Below are 21,547 nucleotides of genomic sequence, written 5' to 3'. Positions count from 1 at the left end.
GGGGCGGACGCCGCATATACTTCGGTCACTGACCGGGTTTCAGGGAGCGCCTCGCGGATGTCGTCGGATAACGTCTACAAGCATTTCTACCGCACCATGCGCCTGGGCGCGGCCGAGCTCAGCGACGACGGCGGGCCGTTCGGTTTCGACATCACCACCGCGCTGGAGTTCGACTATCTGATCGAGCGCTATCAGTGCGACGCGATCATCGAGACCGGCTCCAACGTCGGCGACACCACCGAGTACCTCGCGCGCGCCTACCCGCACCTCAACATCGTCACCTGCGACGTGGTCGACCGCTATGTCGAGCTGGTCAAGCGCCGGGTCGGCTTCATGCCGCATACGCATGTGGAGAAGCTGGACTCGCCGGAGCTGATCGCCAAGTTCCGCGACCAGTTCCGCTGCCCGCTGTATTACCTGGACGCGCATTGGTACGACGCCTGGCCCTTGGAGCGCGAGCTGTCGCTGATCGACAACGGCGTGGTCTGCGTCGACGACTTCAACATCGGCCATCCGCGCTTCGGCTTCGACAGCTACGACGGCGTCGAGTGCGGACCGCAGATGCTCAGCCGCTTCATCGACAAGATCCCGGCCTACTACACCAACAACCCCGACGCCCAGCACGAACTGCCCTGCCTGCAGCCCGGGCGGCGCGGCGGCAAGGCCTATTTCGGGATCGGCCAGCAGCACGACCATCTGCGCCACCACCGCTACTTCAAGCGCTACGACACGCCGCCTCCGTCAGCCTGAGGCGACAGCCCGGGCGGCGCCCGTCCATGCCGCCCGGGATCACGCTCGCGTTCATCCGGCGCGCGCGATCATGATCGGGTCGGCCGCCGAAACTCGGCGCCGGCCGCGCGGTCCAATCCCGTGCCGACCGCCGCGCGGGCGCCGGCCGCAACCGTAACCAGGACGAGCAAGGCATGTCGAAGAGGTGGTTGTTCGCATCGGGTCTGCTGGCACTGAGCCTGTTGGCCGCGGCCTGTCAGCGGCCGGCGAGCGGCGACGATGCGACGGCCCGGGCCGAGGCGGTCACCATCGGCGACCAGTCCGGCGACCGCTCCGCGGCCCCCGCCGACGACCAGGCGCCGGTCAAGGCCGACGCGCTCAAGGGCACCTACTGGCCGCCGGCCAAGCTCGATTCCGGCGAGGCCTCGATCAGCTGCGAATACGACTACGCCCAGCACGGCGACGGCGAAGCGCTGACCTCGCTGGAGTTCTTCAGCCTGGTCGACGCGCTGCGCGCCTGCCAGCCGCAGGGCATGGTGCGGGTGCGCTACCGCGGCAAGATCGGCGCCGGCTTCACCGCCCTGGTCCAGCGCGTGGCGGCGATGGCCGATCGCATGGAAATCCCCACCCGCATCCTCGACCTGGATTCGACCGGCGGCCACGTCGAGGAAGCGATCCGCGCCGGCGACTCGATCGCCGAATCGCGCTGGGCGATCTGGATCCGCGAGGATTCGCAATGCCACAGCGCCTGCGTGCTGGTGCTGGCCGCGGGCGACACCCGTTCGATCTCGGGCAAGGTCGGCATCCACCGCCTGATCCGCGACCGCTCCACCGCCACCTCGCGCGCCGAACTCAGCGCCGAGCTCAAGGCCATCAACACCCAGGTGCGCGATTATCTGGAGCGCAACGGCGTGGCCACCGCGGTCGCCGATCAGATGATGACGGTCGCCAACCGCGACCTGCGCATCCTCAGCGAGGCCGAGCTCAAGGAGTACGGCCTGGCCGGCACCAACGCGGCCCAGGACGATCTCGACCGGATCCGGGTCGGGCGCAAATGCGGCGAGGATTTCATGCGCCGCCGCGATGCGTTCCGGCGCGATTTCGACAAGCAGTGCATGCAGGTCGGCCAGGCCTTCCAGGCCATGGCCGAATGCGGGCTGGCGCTGCGCCAGCGCTACGGTTTCCCCGACGCGCGCTGCGCGCAGGACAGCCCCATGTCCGAGTACGACCGGTATCCGGGCCGCCTCGAGACCGACGAGCCGCCGACACGCGTCACCGTGCGCGGCGAACGACCCGCCGGCTGATCGCGGCCGCGGGGACGGCGCGCGATCCCCCGAGACGACTCCCCAAAACGATTACAGCTGCGAGCAGTCGGTCCAGCCGGTGGCGTAGGCGGCGTTCATTTCCGCGATCAGCGCGCTGTGGCAGTCCTGGTACGCGGTGCCGTAGACGTAGTAGACGCTGCGGAGGGTAGTGCCGACTTCGCCGATGTGCTCGATGCCGTCGCCCCACACGGTCTGGTCCTTGTAGTAGCTGCCACGCCAGTTGCCGAACTGCGGATCGGCCGGCTTGCCGGGCTGGCTGATGACGCGGCCGGGAATGCCGTTGGCGGCGCTGGCGGGGTCGGAGGCGAGGCCGACACCGAGCAGCACGGTCGTCATCAGGCCCAGGTTGAACAACTTCAGCTTCATAGCGATCTCCAGGTGGGACCGCCGTGGCGACGGCGGTTTGGGTCGGTGCGGGCCCCGAGGCCGGCGGCGCGATCGCGTGATCGGCGGCCGACCGGGTCCGATCACGCTAGGAGCGGCGCCAGCCGGCGGCCAGTGCGCGCACGGGACCAAACCGGACCGCGGCGGGAACGAATCGCGCCGATGCTTCGAAGAATCAATCGCTTGGCGCGGATTCGTACCCCGTTTGTGCCCCCGAAACCGTTGGAGCCGCGACCGCGCCGGCGCCTACACTGAGCGGGCCATCCACCTACCGTGACCGAGCCATGACGCGCCATCGCCTGCTCTGCCTGCTCAGCCTCAGCCTGCTGTTCGCCACCGGCGCCCACGCCCACGACCCTCTGGCCAAGAACAAGAAGTGGTGCCTGGACCCGAACACCGCACCCCAGATCGTCAGCACCTTCAGCATCACGCCGGCGGCGTTGTCGCAGTACCGCACCGAGCACGCGCCGCTGCTGGGCACGGCCGGCGCGACCTACTGCGTGCCGGAAAAGACCTGCGGCATCGTCGACGAGTGGTATTGGGCCAACGAGGCGGCGCACGACCAGTGCTCGGCGCTGGGCGTCAAATCGACCGACCCCGCGGCGCAGGCGGTGCCGTTCGTGCAGGGGCCCGTCGATTTCAGCCCCGACAACGGCGACCACCACGACCTCTACCGTTTCAAGGACGGCAACCTGCAGGGCGTGTGCGTGGTCTGCGTCGACAACCGGGTCGAGGCCGCGCCGCTGTTGCCCGATCGCTGAGGCCGCGCCTCAGACCAGCGCGCGGCGCCGGGTATAGGCCAGCGCCGCGTCGACCCGGCGCTGCAGGTCCTCGCGCTCCTGGGCCGTCATCGTGCAGTGGCTGAGCACGTAGTAGGCCGAGCGCAGCACGTCGCGCCAACGCGGTCGCCGCGGCAGCCGCGCCAGGCTGAGATATCGCTCCATCGCCCGCACCCGCAGACGGCCGTCGTCGACGGTCACCCGCCAGATGCGGCTGCGTTCGGCCAGCTCCAATCGGCTGCTGCCGGTGCTGCGCTCCCAGCTCTCGACCACCGCCAGCATCAGTTCGACCAGGGCGCGCCGGAAGTCCTCGCGCAGGTGCGCGTCGTGGGCGGAGTCGTCGCTGTTGGCCGTCGCTTCGGACAAGCCCGTCATCGCGACCGCGCCGGCGACATCCTCGCGCAGCCCCAGCACGATCAGGCCGTCGCCGCGCAGCCAGGGCGTGAGCCGCGCCTGCAGACGGATCGCGCCATCGCGACGCGCGCAGGCCAGGGTCTGTTCGCTGGCGTCCTCCATGCCCTCCAGCGCCGCCGCCCATGCTTCGCGATCGGCCTCGCCGAGGTAGTCGCCCAGGGCCTGGCCCACCGGCGAGGCGGCGTCGGCATCGAGCAGTTCGCAGGCGGCGCGGTTGGCAGCCAGCACCTGGCCCTCGGCGTCGATCAGGCAGACCGCGTCCTGGCGGCTGTCCAACAGGGCCTGCAACAGGCTGCGGTCTTCGGCCAGGGCCTCGGTCTCGCGCCGGTAACGCGCCAGCGCCTCCTCTTCCCGCACCTCGCGCTCGGCGTCGAGCAGGCGCGCGCGCTGACGCCGGCGCATCCACAGCAGGCCCACCGCCAGCGCCGCGGCCAAGCTCGCCGCCAGGGTCAGCCATAGCAGCAAGGTGCGCTGGCGCAGCTCGCCGCGGCGCAAGCGGTTCTCGCTCTCCAGCCCGGCGATGGTGCGGTCGCGTTCGGCGGTTTCGAAACGCGTGCGCAGCCAGCCCAGTTGGCGATCCTGTTGCGCGCGGCTGAGCATGCGTTCCTGTTCGTGGGCGCCGCGCAGGGTCGCGATCGCGGCGGCGCGGTCGCCCGCGGCCTCCTGCGCCAGCGACAGTTCCTCCAGCAGCGCGATGCGTTCCACGCCGCCTTCCGGCAGCGCCGCGATCGCCGCGCGCAGGCGTTCGGCGGCCGCATCGGCGCGCCCTTCCAGGCGTTCGCTGCGCGCGATCTGCAATTGCAGGCTGGCCGGCAGACCGAGCTTGTGCTCGCTCGCGATCGCGAACGCGGCCTGGCGCCACTGCCGCGCCTGGGCGAGGTCGGCGCGCGACAAGGCGGTGCGCATCAGGCCGGCGTAGACGCGCAACTCGTAGGCGCGGTTGCCGGCTTCGCGGTAGGTCTGCAAGGCTTCCTGCAGCCAGCGCTGCGCCTGCGCCGCGTCGCCGCGGTCCAGGCTGAGCTCGCTCAGGCTTTCCAGCACGTGGCCGGCTTCGACGCGGTTGTTCTGGGCGCGGAACGCGGCCAGCGCCTCGCGGTAATGCCGGGTCGCCTCATCGGAATCGTCGAGCTCGCGATAGACGTCGGCGATGTTGTTGAGCACCGCGCCGCCGACTTCGCCCTGGGCGCGTTGCATCCGCAGGCTGGCGGTGAGCGTGCGCAGGGCGCCGCGGAAATCGCCGAGCCGGCGCAGCGCGCTGCCGACGTTCTTGAGATCGCGCGCGATCGCGTCACGATCCTCGTGCGCGGTCGAGAGTTTGAGCGCGCATTCGAAACGGCTCAGGGCTTCGGGAATCAGTTCGCGCCGATACGCGAGGATGCCGCGCTGGCGCACCAGTTCGTAGTGCAAGGACCAGTCGGCGTCGCGGCCCAGGGTCGCCTCCGCGCAATCCAGGGCCTGCCCGGCCTCATCGAAACGCCCGCCGCCGATGCGCTCGCGCGCCTGCGCGAGCAAGGCTTCGGCGGTGGATGCCGCGGTCGGCGCCGCCGCTGTGGCGGGCAGGCCGAGCCGGCGTGGGCAGGTGTCCGGATCCGGCAGCGGACGCGGCGTCGGCGCGGCATCGCACAGCACCCGCGGCGGCGCGGCGGACGCGCCGCCGATCACGATCAGGAACAGCGCGGCGCAAGCCGCGGCCAGCGCGAGAGGCCGACGCCGCGCGGGCGGCGAGCACCGTCTACGGGCCGGCGCGACGATCAACCGTCGCGCCCTTGCACGACGGCGGCGGCTCGCGCGGCTCGCGCTGCGCGAGCCGCGTTCGACAGTTTCGGTGCCGGCGGCCTCATCGGCGCGGCCCCTGCGCTCAGACCAGCGCCTTCGCCGCCGCGACCACGCGCTCGACCGTGAAGCCGAAGTGCGGGAACAACGCCTCGGCCGGCGCCGACGCGCCGAAGCTGTCGATGCCGATCACGGCGCCGTCCAGGCCGACGTACTTGCGCCAGAAATCGCTCACGCCGGCTTCGATCGCCACGCGCTTGCGCACCGCGTTGGGCAGCACGGATTCGCGGTAGGCGGCGTCCTGGCGATCGAACACGTCGCTGGACGGCATCGACACCACGCGCACCTTGGTGCCTTCGGCGCTCAGCGCGTCGGCGGCCTGGGTGGCCAGGCCGACCTCGGAACCGGTGGCGATCAGGATCAGCTCGGGCGCGCCCTCGCTGTCGCGCAGCACGTAGCCGCCGCGCGCGATCTGTTTGAGCTGTTCGTCGCTGCGCGGCTGATGGGTGAGGTTCTGGCGCGAGAAGATCAGGCAGCTCGGGCCGTCCTTGCGCTCGATGGCGGCGCGCCAGGAGGTCGCCGATTCGACCGCGTCGCAGGGACGCCAGACGTCGTTGTGCGGGATGTAGCGCAGGCTGGCCAGATGCTCGATCGGCTGATGGGTGGGGCCGTCCTCGCCCAGGCCGATCGAATCGTGGGTGTAGACGTGGATCGCGTGCGCGCCCATCAGCGCGCTCATGCGCACGGCGTTGCGCGCGTAGTCGCTGAACACCAGGAAGGTGGCGTCGTAGGGAATGAAACCGCCGTGCAGGCTGAGGCCGTTGCTGATCGCGGTCATCGCGAACTCGCGCACGCCGAAGTAGATGTAGTTGGCGTTCGGATCGTCGCTGGCGACCGACTTGCTGCCCTTCCACAAGGTCAGGTTGGAGTGGGCGAGGTCGGCCGAGCCGCCGATCAGTTCCGGCAGCAGCGGCGCGAAGGTCTCGATCGCCATCTGCGAGGCCTTGCGCGAGGCGATGGTCTGGCCGTCGGCCTGCAGCTTGGCGATGTAGGCGTCGGCATCGGCGGCGAAGGTCTGCGGCAGTTCGGCGTGCGAGCGGCGTACCAGTTCGGCCGATTCGTTCGGGTACTGCGCGGCGTAGGCGTCGAACAGACGATTCCACTGGTCCTCGCGTACCTGGCCGGTGCTGCGCGCGCGCCAGCCGTCGTAGATCGGCTCGGGAATCTCGAACGCCGGATGCGGCCAGTGCAGGGCCTCGCGGGTGGCGACCACTTCGTCCTTGCCCAGCGGCGCGCCATGCGAGGACTCCTTGCCCGCCTTGGCCGGCGAACCGAAACCGATGGTGGTGCGGCAGCAGATCAGGGTCGGCTTGTCGGTCTTGGCCATCGCGGTGTCGATGGCGGTCTTGATCTCGACCGGATCGTGGCCGTCGACGTTGCGGATCACGCGCCAGCCGTAGGCCTCGAAGCGGGCCGGGGTGTCGTCGGTGAACCAGCCGTCGGTGTTGCCGTCGATCGAGATCTTGTTGTCGTCCCAGAACGCGACCAGCTTGCCCAGGCCCCAGGTGCCGGCCAGCGACGCGGCCTCGTGCGAGATGCCTTCCATCAGGCAGCCGTCGCCCATGAACACCCAGGTGCGGTGATCGACCACGGCCAGCTCGGGACGGTTGAAGCGCTGTGCGAGCAGCTTCTCGGCCAAGGCCATGCCGACGGCGTTGGCGAAGCCTTGGCCGAGCGGGCCGGTGGTGGTTTCCACGCCCGGGGTCATGAAGTTCTCGGGGTGGCCCGGGGTCTTGGACTCGAGCTGACGGAAGCGCTTGAGCTCTTCGATCGACAGGTCGTAGCCGGCCAGGTGCAGCAGCGCGTACTGCAGCATCGAACCGTGGCCGTTGGAGAGGATGAAGCGGTCGCGGTTGAACCACTTCGGATTGTTCGGGTTGTGGTTGAGGTAATCGTTCCAGAGCACTTCGGCGATGTCGGCCATGCCCATCGGCATGCCCGGATGACCGGAGTTGGCGGCCTGCACCGCGTCGATGGCGAGGAATCGGATGGCGTTGGCGAGGTCGCGGCGGCTGGGCGTCGTCATGGCGTCGGGCACGGGGTCTTCTGGAGGCGGGAGGCGCCCGCGCGAGCGGCTGGACCAGCCGGGCGGACCGGCCATTGTCCCATCCGCGCGCCGCCCTGTCGCGCCGGATCGGCGCGGGCCGGGCCCGAAAACGGCAAAGCCCGCCGTAGCGGGCTTTGCGCATCCTGGCTGGACGCCGCCGGACGGCGGCGCCGGGCTCAGGCGACGGTTTCGGGCGCTTCCGGCGCCTCGTCGGCGAGTTCGCCGCTGCGATTGGCCACCACCACCGCGGTCGCCAGATCGCCGGTGACGTTGAGGGCGGTGCGGCACATGTCGAGGAAGCGGTCGACGCCGAGGATGATGCCCACGCCCTCGGGCGGGATGCCGAGCACGCCGCAGATCATCGCGATCACCGGCAGCGAGCCGGCCGGGACGCCGGCGGTGCCGATGCCGCCGAGCAGGCACAGGCCCAGCACCATGATCTGGTGGACCAGGGTCAGCTCGATCTGGAAGGCCTGGGCCAGGAACAGCACCGTGATGCCCTCGAACAGCGCGGTGCCGTGGTGGTTGGCCGAGGCGCCCACGGTCAGCACGAAGCGCGAGACCTTGCGCGGCAGGTGCAGGTTCTGCTCGGCCACGCGCAGGGTGATCGGCAGGGTGCCGGTCGAGGACGCGGTCGCGAACGCGGTCAGCAGGGCTTCCTCGCTGCCGCGGAAGAACGCGCGCGGGCTCATGCCGCCGGCGAACTTCACCCACAGCGGCAGCACGATGAACATGTGCACCGCAATCGCCAGGATCACGGTCAGGGCGAACTTGCCCAGCACCAGCAGCAGCTCCCAGCCGAACTGCGCGCACAGGGCGAACATCAGGCAGGCCACCGCGTACGGCGCCAGCTTGATGATCATGCCGATCAAGCGCATGCAGATCTCGAACAGGCCCTGCAGCGCGGTCTTGAAGGCCTTGGTGGCCGGCGTCGGCGTCATCACCAGGCCGATGCCGATCATCAGAGCGAAGAACATCACGCCCAGCTTCTGCTTGTCGTCGACCGCGGCGGCGACCACGTTCTTGGGCACGATGCCCAGCAGCAGCTTCATGAAATCCATCTGCTGACCGGTGGCGGCGATCTCGCCGGCCTTTTGCGCGCCCTGGGCCATGGCCTGGTCGAGCATGGCGCGGTCCAGGCCGTGGCCGGGTCCGATCAGATTCACCATCAGCAGGCCGATCGCCACCGCGATCAGGGTCACCACCGCGGTGTAGAGCAAGGTGCGCCAGCCGAGCCGGCCGAGGCTGGCGACGTCGCCCAGTTCGGCCACGCCCAGCACCAGCGCCGAGAACATCAGCGGCAACACCAGCATGAACAGCAGCGCCAGGAAGATCTGGCCGATCGGCTGCGCGACGTAAGCGACCAGCCCCAACACCAGCGGCGAGCCCGGCGCGACGAAGTGCGCGACCAGGCCGATCACGGCGCCCAGGACGAAACCGATCAACACCTTGATGTGCAGGGGGATGCCCTTGGACGGCGTGGCGTCAGGCAGGCTGGCGTGGCTCATGCGGTACTCCCGGGTGCGTCAGCCGGAAAGAGTACACCAGCCCGGTCACCGTCCCGGCGGGTACAGCGGCGGCAAGGGCGAGGCCAGCTGCGCGGGGGCGGCACGCCAACGCGGGCCGGATGCGAACGCGGCGCGCAGTTGCGCGCGCGCGGCCGGGCCGTCGCCGCCGGCCCAACGCGCGCGCTGCATGGCCTGCAAGGCCGCGCGCTGGGCAGGATCGTCCAGACGCTGGATCAGTTCGTCGACATCGGCCGCCGGCGGCTGCGCGAGCGCGCACAGCGCGGCCGCGACCTCGCCGAAATCGCCGCTGTCCAGGACCTGCTTGAGCGAGCCGCGTCGGCCCGAGCCAGGTATCGGCTGCGCGGCACCCTCCCCCGTGGCCGCGGGCAAGGCCGCCGCGCCGGTGCGCGCCGGCGCCGGATGCGCGCGCAACTGCAGCGCCCAGACCAGGGTCGCCAGCCACAGCGCCGCGAACACCAGCGCCGCCAGCGCCCACCAGCGCGCGGCCGGGTCCTGGGCGATCGCCGCGATCGGCGAAGCGGTCGAAGCGGATTTGGCATCGGCGCCGGCCGGCGCCGGCAACGGCGCCGGGGTCGAACCGTCGGCGGCCGCGATCTTCCAGCTCAGTGCCGGCAGCTGCGTCGTGCGCGCGCTGCCGCTGCCCACGTCCCACCAAGCCAGGCGCAGCCCGTCCAGACGCGCATCGCCGGTGCGCGTGGGCACCAGCGAGAACTTGCGCGTGAGCTTGACCCGCGGCCGGCCGTTGACGAAGTTCTCGTCCGACTGCAGCGGCTCGGCGAACACCTGCACGCCGTCGATCGGCGGCAGCTGCAGCTCCGGCAGTTGCGCGGCGGTGGCGCCGTCGGCGCTGACCTCGACGGTCAGGGTGGCGGCGCTGCCCGCGCGCAGGTCCTGCGGCGCGGATTGGTAGCGCAGTTGCAGATCGCGCAAGGGCAGCCAGGGCTGCGGCGCGTTGGCCGGCATCGCCCGCACCTGCAGGCGCTTGGCGGCGGCGGCGGTGCGCAGGCTGTCGCCGTTGCTGCCGAACATGTCCTCGAAGAAGCTGGGCGCGCCGCGGCCCTCGAAGCGCGCGCCCGGCACCGTCACTTCGCCGCTGCGTTCGGGCACCAGCAGGTAGCGGCGCTCGACCACGTTGTAGCGGCGCCCGCCGAGCTCGCGCGAATACTGGGCATCGTCGCCGACGCGCTGGAACGAGGCCCCTTCCGGTGCCGGCTGATCGAGCTGGCCGGCCACGATCGGCACCGCCGAGTACAGCCGCACCACCCAGCCCACCGCCTGCTGCACATAGGGGTCGGCGTCGTCGGCCTCGCTCTCGATGAAGACATCGTCGCCCGCGCGCGCCGGCGCGCGCGCGGCCACCGGCGCGACCACCAGGGTCAGCGCCGAAGTGCGCTCGCCGCCCACGCTCAGCGCCGGCACGGTCAGGCGCCCGTCGCGACGCGGGCGCAGCGCCACGCCGTACAGCGAGCGGGTGACGAATTGGCCGTTGCTGCGCTCGAAGGAACGCCGGCTGGTGTTGTTGCTGACTTCGAAGTCCTTGGCCAGCGGCGCGTAATCCGGGCCGGCGCCGCTGAGCGAGGTGGTCTCGATATTGAGCGTGACCGTCTCGCCGGCGTTCATGCTGTCGCGATCCAGCCAGGCGCGCGGCTGCGCGATCGCGCCGAAACTGACGGCGCACAGCAGCAGCCACAGCGCGAACGCGGCGGCGGTGCGGACGTGGGCGGATGGCATGCGCGGCATCGCGGTCAATCTCCTTGCTCGCCCAGGACTTGGCGGCGTTCGTGCTCGATACGGAACTTCTCGCGCAGCAGCCCGCCCGGATCGTCGGGCACGCGCTTGAGCCAGGCTTCGTTGGCGACGCGGATCTCGCGCTGCCGCGGCGTTTCCTTGCCGCGCGCACGCGCCTGCGCCGGCTGCTCGCCGCGAGGTTGTTGCTGCAGCGCGCGCTGCATGCGCTCGCGCTGGGCACGGTCGGCCTGCTCCTGGGCCTTGGCCGCGGCGGCCGGGTCCTGCTCGGGTTTGGAGGCGGATTCGTCGCGCTCGGGTTTCTGCTGGCCCGGCGCCGGCTTCTGCTGTTTCTGCTGGCCCTGCTGCGGATCCTGCTGCGGCTGCTGGGGCTGGCCCTTGCCGCCCTGCGAGGACTGGTTCTGCTTGGACTTGTCCTGCGGCGGCGGCTTGCGCTTCATCGCCGCCTCGACCGCACGCTTGTTGGCCAGGGCGTCGGGCATGCCCGGCTGCAGGCGCAAGGCGCGATCGTAGGCCGCGATCGCCTGCGGGTACTGCCCGGCCTTGGCCAGCGCGTTGCCGAGGTTGTAGTGCGCGTCGGCCGTGTCGGAACCGCGGAACAACTGCGCCGCGCGCGGGTAGTCGCCGCCGCGGTAGGCGCGGCTGCCCTCCTGCATGCGCTTGTGCTCGATCTGATCGGGGCGCTGCCACAGGTCGGCCGCGCGCGCCGGTTGCAGCGGCCACCATGCGCACAGCAGCAGCACCGCGAGCGCGCTGCCGCCACGGCGACGGAACGCGAACAGCGCGAGCAGCAGCAGCGGCGGCAACAGCCAATAGCCTTCGTCCTGCCAGATCCGACCTTTCTCGCCCTTGGCCGCGGTCGCGTCGGTGGGCTTGGGTTTGAGCACGCCCAGCGCCTGCAGATCCTCGTCGCCGCCGACCACGGCCGCATAGGCGCCGCCGCCGGCCGCGGCCAGATCGCGCAGCGAGCCGGGATCGAGTTTGACCCCGACGATGCTGCCATCGCCGCGCCGGATCGCCGCGCCGGCGACGCTGCCCAGGCCGAGCGCGGATACGCGATAGCCCTCGCCCGCCGCTTCCGCCGCGGCCGCGCGCGTGCGCGCATCGCTGTGGTCGCTGAGCAGCAGGATGTCGCCGCGCTCGAAGCCGGCGCGACGCAGCAGGCGCGCCGACCAGGCGATCGCGCGATCGCCGCGCTGGCCGTCGACGGGCATCACATCGGGATTGAGCGCGTCCAGGAACAGCGCCACGTTGGCGACGTCGTCGGTCAGCGGAGCCACGGTGTAGGCGTCGCCGGCATAGACGACCAGGCCGACCTGGCCGCCGTCGCGCTCGCGCAGCAGAGTCGCGATCTTGGCGCGCGCCTGGGCCAGGCGCGAAGGCGGCAGATCGGCGGCGAGCGCCGCGCTGGACAGGTCCAACGCGATCACCAGCGGTGCCCGGCTTTGCCATAGCGCCTGTTCGGTCTGGCGCCAACTCGGGCCGGCCAGCGCGAGCACGGCCAGCACGCCGGCGAGCATCGCCAGCCACACGCCGTAGCGCGTGCGGCGGTCCTGCCCGGACTCGAGCAGGTGCGGCAGCAGGTGCGGATCGACCGCGTCGCGCCAGGCGTTGGCGCGGCGTCGACGCGCGCGCCACCACAACGCCAGCAGCGGCAGCGCCAGCAAGGCCCACAGCCAGTGCGGGCGCAGCAGATGCAAGTGCGAGAACGCGCTCGCCAAGCCGCTCAACCAGTCGCTCATGCGCGTCGCCTCCCCTGCAGCGCGAACGCCAGCAGCGCCAGCGCGAACGCGCCGGCGAGCGGCCAGGCGTAACGCTCGATGCGCGGACGCACGGCCTGGCCGGGACGCTGGATCGGCTCCAGGCGGTCGATCTCGGCGTAGATGCCGGCCAGCTCGGCGGTGTCGCGGGCGCGGAAGAAGCGGCCGCCGGTCTGCTTGGCGACCGCGCGCAAGGTGGTCTCGTCGATGTCGTCGCCGGCGCCCGGCATCGGCAGCTTGATGCCGAACAGGGACAGGGCGCCGTCGCCGCCGAAGGCGATGGTGTGCACGCGCACCTGATCGGCCGAGGCGAGTTCGGCGGCCTTCTTGGGTTCGATCGCGCCGGCGGTGTTGACGCCGTCGGTGAGCAGGATCAGCACGCGCTGCTCGGCCGGCTGCGTGCGCAGGCGCTTGACCGCCAGCGCGATCGCATCGCCGATCGCGGTCTCCTGGCCGGCCAGGCCGACCACGCTGTCGGCGAGCTGGTCGCGCACGGTCGCCCGGTCCAGGGTCAGCGGCGCCAAGGCATAGGCGCGCCGGCCGAACACCAGCAGACCGACGCGGTCGCCGACGCGACGGTCGAGGAAATCCGACAGCACGGCCTTGGCCGCGGTCAGGCGGTCCACCGGTTGCCCGCCCAGTTCCATGTCCGGCTCGCGCATGCTGCCCGACAGGTCCAGCGCCAGCATCAGGTCGCGTCCCACCTGCGGCGGTTGCACGGCGTCGCCTAGCTGTTGCGGGCGCGCGGCGGCCACACACAACAGGATCCACGTCGCCCACATCAGCCAGCCCGGGCCGCGCCCGCGCAGGCCGTGGCCGCCGACCGCGGCGACCGCATCCAGGCGCTCGCCGAACGGCACCTTCAAGGCCGCCGAGCCATCGCGCGCCGCCGGCAGCCACCAGCGCGCCAGCAACGGCAGCGGCAAGGCGAGCAGCCACCACGGCCACGCGAACACATCGCGCGCGTCGCTCAGCGCTCGCATCAGCGCGTCCATCAGCGCACGCCCATCAGTTCGAGGAAACGCGCGCGTACCGGCTCGCGCAGCGCTTCCACATGCAGGGGATCGACGTCGCGGCGGAAACCGCCGTCCAGCAGCAGCCGGCCCGCGGCCTCGACGAATTGCGCCGACTTCGCGCCGCGGTCGAGGAAGGCCAGCCAGTCCTCGCCCTGCAGACGATCGGCCGCGCCGTCGCGCCGGCGCGCGGCCCGGCGCAGCAGTTCCGACATCGCCGCGACCTGCGCCGCCGGTGTGGCCGCGGCCGCGATCGCGTCGTCGAACAAACGCTCGGCCGTGCGCCGCTTGCGCAGGCGGCGCGCGCGCAGGAACCACACCGCAGCGGCGATCAGCGCCACCGCGACGAACACCATCCACCAGCCCGGCGCCGGCGGCCACCACGAGGGCGCCGCGCTGTCGTGCACATCGCGCAGCAGCAGGGTCGGATCGGCCATCACGCCACCAGCGGCCGCGCCCGGCCCAGCAAAGGCAACCAGGACTCGCTGGGCGCGTCGGTGGACAGGGCTTGCGCGCGCACGCCGCGCAGCGGCAGGGTTTCCAGCGCCGCCGCGACCGGCGCGGCGAACTCCTGGGCCCAGCGCTGGCGTTGCGCGGGCACGCCCAGATCCAGTTGGATCCGGCGCTCGCCGCTGCGGAAGGCCAAGGCCGACGACGGCGGCGCGTGTTCCAGCGGATCGGTCAACAACAGCACGATCACTTCGTGGTGCTGGGCCAACGCCGGCCAGCGCCGCTCCGGCACCAGCGCCAGGCTGCGCGGATCGGCCAGCACCACCAGCCGCGACCCCGGCCGCAGCAGGCGCTCGGCGTGATCCAGCGCGACCGCGAGCCCGGCGTCGTCTTCGGGCGGGCGCGCGTACCAGCGCACCAGCGCGTCCAGCGCGCGCAGGGCGCCGCGCGGACCCGAGGCCGGCGGCACCGGCGCCTCGCGCAGGCTGCCGCGCAAAGCCGCGATGCGGTCGCCGTCGCGCGCCGCGGCCCAGGCGGCGATCGCCCCCGCGCGCGCGGCCTGCACCGACTTGAAGCGCACGCGGGTGCCGAAGTACAGCGCCGGCGCGGTGTCGGCGACGATCAGGCTCAGGCGTTCGCGCTCGGCCTGGAATAGCTTGGTGTGGGCGCGCCCGGTGCGCGCGGTCAGGCGCCAGTCGATGTGGCGGGCGTCGTCGCCGTTGGAGTACTCGCGCGACTCGGCGTACTCCATGCCGCGTCCGCGCAGGGGCGACAGCGCATGCCCGCTCACGCCGTGGCGGCCCAGGCGCGCGTTGCGGCGGCCGCCGACGGCGGCGCGCAAGGCGACCAGCTCGGCCAGGTCGGGAACGATGCCGTCGCTCATCCGCCGCTACTCGGGGGCCGATGCCGGATCACGAACGCGCCATCCCGGCCGTCAAGGCAGCGGCACGCGCTGCAGCAGCTCGGCGACCAGACGATCGCCGTCCCAGCCCTCGGCGGTGGCCTCGTAGCTGGGCAGGATGCGATGGCGCAGGACCTCGGGCGCGATCGCGCGCACGTCGTCCGGGGTCACGTAGTCGCGACCGGCCAGCCAGGCGTGCGCGCGTGCGCAGCGCTCCAGCGCGATCGAGCCACGCGGGCTCGCGCCCCAGGCGATCCGGCGCGCGAGCGCGCCGTCGTAGCGCGCGGCGTCGCGCGAGGCCAGCACCAGTTCGATCAGATAACGCTCCACCGCCGGCGCCACGTGCAGCGACAGCACCGCCGCGCGCGCCGCGAACACGTCGGTCAGCGGCATCCGGTTTTCGATCGGCGCCGTCGCGCGCAGCGAATCGCGCGCGCGCTCGCGCGCCAGGCGCAGGATCTCGGCTTCCGCCGCGGCTTCCGGGTAGCCGATGCGCACGTGCATCAGGAAGCGGTCGAGCTGGGCTTCGGGCAGGGGAAAGGTGCCTTCCTGCTCGATCGGATTCTGGGTCGCCATCACCAGGAACAGCGAGGGCAGCGCGTAGGTCGCGCGCCCGACCGTGACCTGGCGCTCGCCCATCGCCTCCAGCAGCGCCGATTGGACCTTGGCCGGAGCGCGATTGATCTCGTCGGCGAGCAGGATGGGATGGAAGATCGGCCCGGGCTGAAATTCGAAGCGGCCGTCCTGCGGGCGCCAGACCTCGGTGCCGGTGAGATCGGCCGGCAGCAGGTCGGGAGTGAACTGGACGCGCGCGAAGTCGGCCTCCAGGCGCGCCGCCAGCGCGCGCACCGCACTGGTCTTGGCCAGACCGGGCGCGCCCTCGACCAGCAGATGGCCGTCGGCGAGCAGGGCGATCAGCAGGCGTTCGATCAACGCCGCCTGGCCGACGATCTCGGCCGCGAGCGCCTCGCGCAGGCCGCGAAAGGCGTCGTGCAGGCGCGCCAATTCGGCGTCGGGGAGGACGGGCGTACGGTCCGGCGCAGGGCCGGCGAGGCTTTCGGGGGTATCCATCGAGGGTCCGACGCGGGGCGAAGTCCGATTTTGACCGAACTTGGCGGCCCGGGTTCACCCAACCGATGGCACGTTCAGTTCCCGGCCGTCCGCCCGGCCCCATAAACGCGAAGAGGGCCCGTAGGCCCTCTCGCGTATTTCGGCTGCGGCGGCGGGCGCTTAGCGCTGCGCGACCTTGAGCACCTTCGGGGTGACGAAGATCAGCAGCTCGGCCTTTTCCTTGGAACGTCCCTTCTTCTTGAACAGGTTGCCCAGGAAGGGGATGTCGCCCAGGAACGGCACCTTGGTGATGTCGCTGCGGTCGCGGAACTCGTACACGCCGCCGATCACCACGGTCTGACCGTCTTCGACCAGCACGGCGGTGTTGACCGCGCGCTTGGCGATGATCGGCACCTGACCGATCGAGGTGTTGAGCTGGCCGTCGACCTCGTCCTTCTTGACCGCCATGTTCAGGAACACGCGGCCGTCGTTGGTGATGGTCGGGGTGACCTTGAGCTCCAGCAGCACGTCCTTGAACTGGACGTTCGGGATCGGCGTGCTGTTGCCACCCTGCTGCGGGGAGATCGTCACGTAGCCCACTTCCTGGCCCTGGCTGATCACCGCTTCGCGCTGGTTGCTGGTGACCACGCGCGGGTTGGAGATGACTTCGCCGCGGCCTTCTTCCTGGATCGCCGACAGCTCGATGTCGAGCAGGTAGCCGGCGTTGAGGATCGACAGCGCCAGCGAACCGGCCGGGTTGTCGACGCCCAGGTTGGTCATCAGACCGCGGGTGATCGAGCCCAGGGTGCGCACCGGCGGGGTGCCGACCGAGCCGCCGTTGAGCCAGTCGCGGAAGGCGTTGGCGTAGGCGGTATCGGCGGCGACCTGCGAGTTGCGGGTCGCGGTGTTGGCGTCGAGGTTGCCGCTGAAGTAGGAGTTGTCCTTGTTGCCGCTGATGCCGAACTTGGCGCCGAGCTCGCGCGAGACCGATTCGGTCGCGATCACGATGCGGGCCTCGATCACGACCTGGTCGACCGGGCGATCGATCACCCGAACCAGTTCGCGCATCTGCTGAACCTTCTTCGGGATGTCGCTGATCATCAGCGTGTTGGTGCGCTCGTCGGCGACCAGGCGGCCGCGCTGCGAGAGGAAGCCGTTCTCGTTCTGCGCCTGACCGCCGCCACCGCCACCGCCACCGCCCGAACCGCCGACGCCCTTGGCCTCGGTCAGCGCTTTGAAGATCGCGCCGGCGTTGTGGTAGTTGATCTGGATGTACTCGGTCACCAGGTCGACGCGGTTGTCGAGCGCGATGCGCGCGTCTTCCTTGTCCTGCTCGTACTTGGCGACCTCGGCCTGCGGCGCGATCCACACCACGTTGCCGCTGCGGCGCTTATCCAGGCCCTTGGCCTGCAGGACGATGTCCAGGGCCTGGTCCCAGGGCACGTTGACCAGGCGCAGGGTGACGTTGCCCTGGACCGTGTCGGCGGCGACCACGTTGAGATTGGACTCCTCGGCGATCAACTGCAGCACGGTGCGCACCGGCACGTCCTGGAAGTTGAAGGTCACCGGGCGGCCGCTGTAGCCGCGCTTGCTCGCGTCGCTGGTGCTGCTGATGGTGCTGGCGCCGACCGCACGGCTGGACGCCGCGGCCGCCGACTTGGGCACGATCTCGACGATGTACTCGCGACCGGTCTGGTAGGCCAGCGACTCGAAACCGCCGTTGGTGTTGAGCACCAGCTGGGTGCCGTTGCCGCTGGCGCGCGCGTCGATGCGCTGCACCGGGGTGGCGAAGTCGGTGACATTGAGCGGTCGCTGCAACGCGGCCGGCAACTGAGCGTTGCCGACGTTGATGATCACGCTCGAGCCCTGGTTGCGCAGGTCGGGCGCGGCACCGTCGCCGCTGAACTTCAGGATCAGCTTGCCGGAGCCGCCATCGCCGCGCTTGAAGTCGATGTTCGCGACCGAGATCGCGCCCGGCAGCTGCTTGGCCGGGTCGAGGCTGTGCGCGGGAGCGACCACGGGCGCGGCGGGAGCCGCGACCGGTGCCGCGGCTTCGGACGCCGGCGTCGCGGCGTGCGCGGCGCTGAGTCCCGCGAGCAGGCCGACCACCAGGCCGGCGCTACGCGTGCTGAAAGCCAAGGGGCGCCGGGCCGGCCGCGAGCATTTGGCGTTGAATACGGTCATCGTGCTATCCCCCAATCAATTGTCTTCTAACGCCACGGTGGCTGGACGTTCCAGCCAACCACCCGCGCCATCCGGCACCAGTTCCACCAGCTCGATCCGGTCTTCGGACACGCTGGTCACCCGGCCGTCGTTCTGGCCCATGTACGCGCCCGGCCGTACCCGATAGGTCACCTTGTCGGGCGCCATCACCAGGGCGATCACCCCAGGACCGCGGCCGAGCGTGCCGACCATGTCGAGACTGTCGAGCGGGAACTGCTCCAAGGTCTGCTTGCGACGCGTCGAGTCCGGACGCGGGCCGCTGCCGCCGCCCTGGTCGGTGAACGCGTTGCTGAACGGATCGCGCAGCGCCTGCGCGGCGTATTCGAAGGTTTCGAACTGCTGCATCACCGGCAGCGGGTCCAGCGGCGGCGCCGGACGCGCCTTGACCTCGGCGACCCACTTTTCCAGATTCGGCGCTTCACCCGGCGTGCTGGTGATGCCGCGCGAGCAGGCCGTGGCCGCCAGCAGCATCGTCGCCGCGATCAGGAGACGGCCGCGAGCGCCCTCGTTGAATGTCGTACGCATCAGCCGCCCTCCTTCTTGTCGCCAGTGGGCGCGGCAGGCGCGGCCGCGGCATTCGGATCGCCGTTGGCCTTTTCCTGCGCCGACACTTCTTCTTCGTCCAGGTAACGGTAGGTCTTGACCGTGCCGGCCAGCTCCAGAGGGCTGTTGGGCGTGATCACCGCGGTCTTGTCGCCGGCCGCGGCGCCGCGCGGACGCAGCGAGATGTCGTGCATGGTCATGATGACCACGCGCGGCAGCGAGGCCACGCCGCTGACGAAAGCGCCGAACTGGTGGTAGGTGCCCACCATGCGCAATGCGATCGGCTTCTCGGCGTAGAAGTCCTTGGGTTGCTCCGGGCCGGGCTGGAACAGTTCGTTGGTGATGCCGGTGGCCAGCGCGGTCTGGGAAATGTCGACGATCAGGTCGGGCATTTCGGTCTTGCTCGGCAGCTGGCGCAGCATCTGCTGCAATTGCTGCTCCATCTGCACCAGTTGCTGCTTCAGCGGTTCCAGGTTGGCGGCGCGGCCCTGCTTGGTTTCGAACTCGGCGCGCAGGTCCTTCTCGGTACGCTCCAGGCCTTCCAGCGCGGTGCGCTTTTCGCGCACGAACGCGTACCAGACCAGGCCCACGATCAACAGACCGACGATCACGCAGAAGCCGATTTTGGCCTGCTGCGGCCACGACCCCATATTGTTGAAGTCGAGGTCCTTGAGCGACATCTTCTTCTGGCTCACGATTCGGCCCCCTTGTTGTTGCCTGCGGCCGGAGCCGCTGCGGGCTGCTCCTGGACCGGCGTCGGGACGCCGCCCGGAGCGTTGCTCGGAGCCGGTGCGGCGGCGGGCGCGGCAGCCGGGGTCGTCGGAGCCACCGGAGCGATCGCCGCCGGCGCGGCGGCGCCGGCCGGTGCATTCGCGGCAGGCGCCGCGGCGGCGGGCGCCGCGGCCGGAGCGGTCGCGCTGGCCGCGGCGGCGTCGGCCGTCGCGGCGTCGGCGCCAGCGGCCGGAGCATCGGGCTGACCGTCGCCGTTCTCGTCCTTGGGCGCGTTCGGGTTAGCCAGCTTCACCTGCAGCTTGAACTCGTACGGCAGGCCCTTGTCGGTGCCCTTGGCCTCGATGATCGACAGGTCCGGATTGGTCATCCAGCCCGAGCCTTCCAGGTTGCGCATATAGGTACTGACGCGGGCGTTGGACTGCGCGCGGCCTTCCAGGGTCAAGGTCTCGGCGTCCTGCTTGATCGCGGTCAGCACCGCGCCGTCTGGGATCGTGCGCACCAGCGAATCGAACAGGTGCACCATCTGCGAGCGGTTCGACTGCAACTCTTCGATCACTTCCTTGCGCGCCAGCAGCTTCGACTTCTTCTTGTCGAGCTCCTCGATCTCCTTGATCTGCTTGTCGACCTCGGTGATGCGATCCTTGAGGAAGTTGTTGCGCTTGTTCTGACCGTCGATCTGGCCGTTGTAGAACATCACGATCAGACCGGACAGCAACAGGGCGCCGATCACCGACGCCACGATCATGGTGACGAATTCTTTCTGCCGCTGTTTACGGCGTTCGGCTCGCCACGGGAGAAGATTGATGCGTGCCATCAGTCGAAGCTCCTCAGGGCGAGGCCGCACGCGATCATCAACGCCGGCGCGTCCTGCGCTAGCGCGTGCGCCTGCACGCGCGGACCGAGCGTCATGTGCGCCAGCGGATTGGCGATGATGGTGGGCACGCCCAACTGCTCCTCGACCATCTCGGCGATGCCGGGAATCGAGGCGCAGCCGCCGGCGAGCACGATCTGGTCCACGCGGTTGAACTCGCTACCGGCGTAGAAGAACTGCAGCAGGCGGCTGACCTGCTGCACCATCGCTTCCTTGAAGGGCTCCAGCACTTCGGCCGAATAGCTCTCGGGCAGGCCGCCCTGGCGCTTGGCCAGGCCCGCTTCCTCGTAGCTCAGACCGTAGCGGCGCATCACCTCGTCGGTGAGCTGCTTGCCGCCGAACACCTGCTCGCGGCTGTAGAGGCTGCGGCCGTTGCGCAGCACGTTGAGCGTGGTCATGGTCGCGCCCGAGTCGATCAGGGCGACGATGCCGTCGCGCGGCGTGCTGAGATGATCGGCGATCAGCGCGAACGCGTTCTCGACCGCGAAGGCCTCGACGTCCATGACCCGAGGGGTCAGGCCGCCGATCTCCAGCGCCGAGGCGCGCACTTCGACGTTCTCCGAGCGCGAGGCGGCCAGTAGCACCTGGATCATGTCCGGGCTGTTGGGCATCGGGCCTAGGACCTCGAAGTCGTGATTCACTTCCTCGATCGGATACGGCACGTAGTTCACCGCCTCCAATTCGACCTGGGACTCGAGTTCCTCGCCGTCCAGGTCGCCCGGCATCGGGATCACCTTGGTGATCACCGAGGACCCGGCCACCGCCGCGGCGGCGTGCTTGGCCCGGGTCCCGGACCTCGCGACCGCGCGCTTGATCGCTTCGCCCACGGCCTCGACCTCGACGATGTTCTTCTCGACGACGGCGTTCGGCGGCAGCGGCTCGACGGCGTAATGCTCGACCCGGTAGCGGTTGCCGGCTCGGGAGAGCTGCAACAGCTTCACTGCGGTCGAACTGATATCCACGCCGACGAGGGCCGGCTGGCTTTTTGTGATGACGCCCACTGTTTTCTCCCCATGCCACAAGCGCTTACGCGCACTTCGTGTGGCCCCGCCTTAGATAACGGACTTTTCACAGGCTGGCAACCATTTCTTTCAGGAATGCCAACCTAGACCGCCTTTTTTGCGTAACGGCCTTAGCGGAAATCACCGGCCGCCTGCCCCCTGGGGCGGTCCGTGTCCCCGCTCCTCTATACTCCACGGCCACTACAACCCGCAATCG

18 protein-coding genes are annotated in these 21,547 nt (G+C 70.5%); 3 read left to right on the top strand and 15 right to left on the bottom strand.

Annotated elements, in window-relative coordinates; genetic code table 11:
* The first annotated feature begins 57 nt into the window (after positions 1–57).
* Together ASE43_RS11625 and ASE43_RS11620 are read left to right on the top strand one after the other, a co-directional pair.
* The gene (locus ASE43_RS11625) at positions 58–750 is read left to right on the top strand and encodes a hypothetical protein (protein ID WP_056179352.1); all 693 of its coding nucleotides are present in this window, start codon (positions 58–60) and stop codon (positions 748–750) included.
* A 173-nt stretch (positions 751–923) separates the two neighbouring features.
* Positions 924–2,033, top strand: coding sequence for a hypothetical protein (locus ASE43_RS11620; RefSeq protein WP_157489414.1), 1,110 nt, complete (start codon positions 924–926; stop codon positions 2,031–2,033).
* Positions 2,034–2,084: 51 nt separating this feature from the next.
* Here ASE43_RS11620 and ASE43_RS11615 read toward each other — a convergent pair whose 3' ends face one another.
* The gene (locus ASE43_RS11615; RefSeq protein ID WP_057160561.1) at positions 2,085–2,420 is read right to left on the bottom strand and encodes a hypothetical protein; all 336 of its coding nucleotides are present in this window, start codon (positions 2,418–2,420) and stop codon (positions 2,085–2,087) included.
* A gap of 302 nt (positions 2,421–2,722) precedes the next feature.
* On the opposite strand from ASE43_RS11615, the gene ASE43_RS11610 reads away from it, so the two are divergent.
* A complete protein-coding gene (locus ASE43_RS11610; protein ID WP_056179344.1) occupies positions 2,723–3,199 on the top strand; it encodes a hypothetical protein in 477 nt (158 codons plus the stop codon).
* Positions 3,200–3,208: 9 nt separating this feature from the next.
* Here the strand turns inward: ASE43_RS11610 and ASE43_RS11605 are convergent, their stop codons facing one another.
* The 14 genes from ASE43_RS11605 to ASE43_RS11540 form a co-directional block, all read right to left on the bottom strand.
* Positions 3,209–5,293, bottom strand: coding sequence for a tetratricopeptide repeat protein (locus tag ASE43_RS11605; RefSeq protein ID WP_235568705.1), 2,085 nt, complete (start codon positions 5,291–5,293; stop codon positions 3,209–3,211).
* 196 nt (positions 5,294–5,489) lie between these two features.
* On the bottom strand, positions 5,490–7,490 hold the full coding sequence (gene tkt / locus ASE43_RS11600) for a transketolase (RefSeq protein ID WP_057160559.1): 2,001 nt from the start codon (positions 7,488–7,490) through the stop codon (positions 5,490–5,492).
* Between the two features lie 197 nt (positions 7,491–7,687).
* Positions 7,688–9,019, bottom strand: a complete 1,332-nt coding sequence (locus tag ASE43_RS11595) for a dicarboxylate/amino acid:cation symporter (protein ID WP_056179337.1) — start codon at positions 9,017–9,019, stop codon at positions 7,688–7,690.
* A gap of 45 nt (positions 9,020–9,064) precedes the next feature.
* Entirely contained in the window at positions 9,065–10,771 is a 1,707-nt protein-coding gene (locus ASE43_RS11590; protein ID WP_057160673.1) for a BatD family protein, read from the bottom strand.
* 14 nt (positions 10,772–10,785) lie between these two features.
* Positions 10,786–12,528 carry a VWA domain-containing protein gene (locus tag ASE43_RS11585; RefSeq protein ID WP_057160558.1) on the bottom strand — a complete coding sequence of 581 codons (1,743 nt, stop codon included), beginning with the start codon at positions 12,526–12,528 and terminating at the stop codon, positions 10,786–10,788.
* Positions 12,525–13,541 (bottom strand): VWA domain-containing protein, encoded by a 1,017-nt coding sequence (locus ASE43_RS11580; RefSeq protein ID WP_057160557.1) that lies wholly within the window; start codon positions 13,539–13,541, stop codon positions 12,525–12,527. The genes ASE43_RS11585 and ASE43_RS11580 overlap by 4 nt, the downstream gene beginning before the upstream one ends.
* Complete coding sequence (locus ASE43_RS11575) at positions 13,541–13,996, bottom strand: DUF4381 domain-containing protein (protein WP_057160556.1); 456 nt, start codon at positions 13,994–13,996, stop codon at positions 13,541–13,543. The genes ASE43_RS11580 and ASE43_RS11575 overlap by 1 nt, the downstream gene beginning before the upstream one ends.
* The gene (locus tag ASE43_RS11570) at positions 13,996–14,892 is read right to left on the bottom strand and encodes a DUF58 domain-containing protein (RefSeq protein ID WP_057160555.1); all 897 of its coding nucleotides are present in this window, start codon (positions 14,890–14,892) and stop codon (positions 13,996–13,998) included. The genes ASE43_RS11575 and ASE43_RS11570 overlap by 1 nt, the downstream gene beginning before the upstream one ends.
* 51 nt (positions 14,893–14,943) lie before the next feature.
* Complete coding sequence (locus ASE43_RS11565; protein WP_082576491.1) at positions 14,944–15,981, bottom strand: MoxR family ATPase; 1,038 nt, start codon at positions 15,979–15,981, stop codon at positions 14,944–14,946.
* Between the two features lie 159 nt (positions 15,982–16,140).
* Complete coding sequence (locus ASE43_RS11560) at positions 16,141–18,144, bottom strand: type IV pilus secretin PilQ family protein (protein ID WP_057160554.1); 2,004 nt, start codon at positions 18,142–18,144, stop codon at positions 16,141–16,143.
* Positions 18,145–18,159: 15 nt separating this feature from the next.
* The gene (locus ASE43_RS11555; RefSeq protein WP_057160672.1) at positions 18,160–18,654 is read right to left on the bottom strand and encodes a pilus assembly protein PilP; all 495 of its coding nucleotides are present in this window, start codon (positions 18,652–18,654) and stop codon (positions 18,160–18,162) included.
* Positions 18,655–18,707: 53 nt separating this feature from the next.
* Entirely contained in the window at positions 18,708–19,421 is a 714-nt protein-coding gene (pilO, locus tag ASE43_RS11550) for a type 4a pilus biogenesis protein PilO (protein ID WP_057160553.1), read from the bottom strand.
* Positions 19,418–20,272: a PilN domain-containing protein gene (locus ASE43_RS11545; protein WP_057160552.1), complete on the bottom strand. Its 855-nt coding sequence runs from the start codon at positions 20,270–20,272 to the stop codon at positions 19,418–19,420. The genes pilO and ASE43_RS11545 overlap by 4 nt, the downstream gene beginning before the upstream one ends.
* Entirely contained in the window at positions 20,272–21,330 is a 1,059-nt protein-coding gene (locus ASE43_RS11540) for a pilus assembly protein PilM (RefSeq protein WP_056179307.1), read from the bottom strand. Before ASE43_RS11540 ends, ASE43_RS11545 begins: the two co-directional genes overlap by 1 nt.
* Positions 21,331–21,547: the final 217 nt, after the last annotated feature.

The organism is Lysobacter sp. Root983 (assembly GCF_001429345.1).
Lineage (GTDB): Bacteria > Pseudomonadota > Gammaproteobacteria > Xanthomonadales > Xanthomonadaceae > Lysobacter.
This window is presented reverse-complemented; position numbering and strand designations above follow the sequence as displayed.

What these genes read in the sequence shown, in the direction of transcription:
- ASE43_RS11595 (WP_056179337.1), bottom strand. Translation starts at nt 9,019, where the DNA reads ATGAGCCACGCCAGCCTGCCTGACGCCACGCCGTCCAAGGGCATCCCC.
- ASE43_RS11590 (WP_057160673.1), bottom strand. Translation starts at nt 10,771, where the DNA reads ATGCCATCCGCCCACGTCCGCACCGCCGCCGCGTTCGCGCTGTGGCTG.
- ASE43_RS11560 (WP_057160554.1), bottom strand. Translation starts at nt 18,144, where the DNA reads ATGACCGTATTCAACGCCAAATGCTCGCGGCCGGCCCGGCGCCCCTTG.
- ASE43_RS11580 (WP_057160557.1), bottom strand. Translation starts at nt 13,541, where the DNA reads ATGGACGCGCTGATGCGAGCGCTGAGCGACGCGCGCGATGTGTTCGCG.
- ASE43_RS11620 (WP_157489414.1), top strand. Translation starts at nt 924, where the DNA reads ATGTCGAAGAGGTGGTTGTTCGCATCGGGTCTGCTGGCACTGAGCCTG.
- ASE43_RS11615 (WP_057160561.1), bottom strand. Translation starts at nt 2,420, where the DNA reads ATGAAGCTGAAGTTGTTCAACCTGGGCCTGATGACGACCGTGCTGCTC.
- ASE43_RS11575 (WP_057160556.1), bottom strand. Translation starts at nt 13,996, where the DNA reads ATGGCCGATCCGACCCTGCTGCTGCGCGATGTGCACGACAGCGCGGCG.
- tkt (WP_057160559.1), bottom strand. Translation starts at nt 7,490, where the DNA reads ATGACGACGCCCAGCCGCCGCGACCTCGCCAACGCCATCCGATTCCTC.
- ASE43_RS11610 (WP_056179344.1), top strand. Translation starts at nt 2,723, where the DNA reads ATGACGCGCCATCGCCTGCTCTGCCTGCTCAGCCTCAGCCTGCTGTTC.
- ASE43_RS11555 (WP_057160672.1), bottom strand. Translation starts at nt 18,654, where the DNA reads ATGCTGCTGGCGGCCACGGCCTGCTCGCGCGGCATCACCAGCACGCCG.
- ASE43_RS11625 (WP_056179352.1), top strand. Translation starts at nt 58, where the DNA reads ATGTCGTCGGATAACGTCTACAAGCATTTCTACCGCACCATGCGCCTG.
- ASE43_RS11570 (WP_057160555.1), bottom strand. Translation starts at nt 14,892, where the DNA reads ATGAGCGACGGCATCGTTCCCGACCTGGCCGAGCTGGTCGCCTTGCGC.
- ASE43_RS11565 (WP_082576491.1), bottom strand. Translation starts at nt 15,981, where the DNA reads ATGGATACCCCCGAAAGCCTCGCCGGCCCTGCGCCGGACCGTACGCCC.
- ASE43_RS11585 (WP_057160558.1), bottom strand. Translation starts at nt 12,528, where the DNA reads ATGAGCGACTGGTTGAGCGGCTTGGCGAGCGCGTTCTCGCACTTGCAT.
- ASE43_RS11545 (WP_057160552.1), bottom strand. Translation starts at nt 20,272, where the DNA reads ATGGCACGCATCAATCTTCTCCCGTGGCGAGCCGAACGCCGTAAACAG.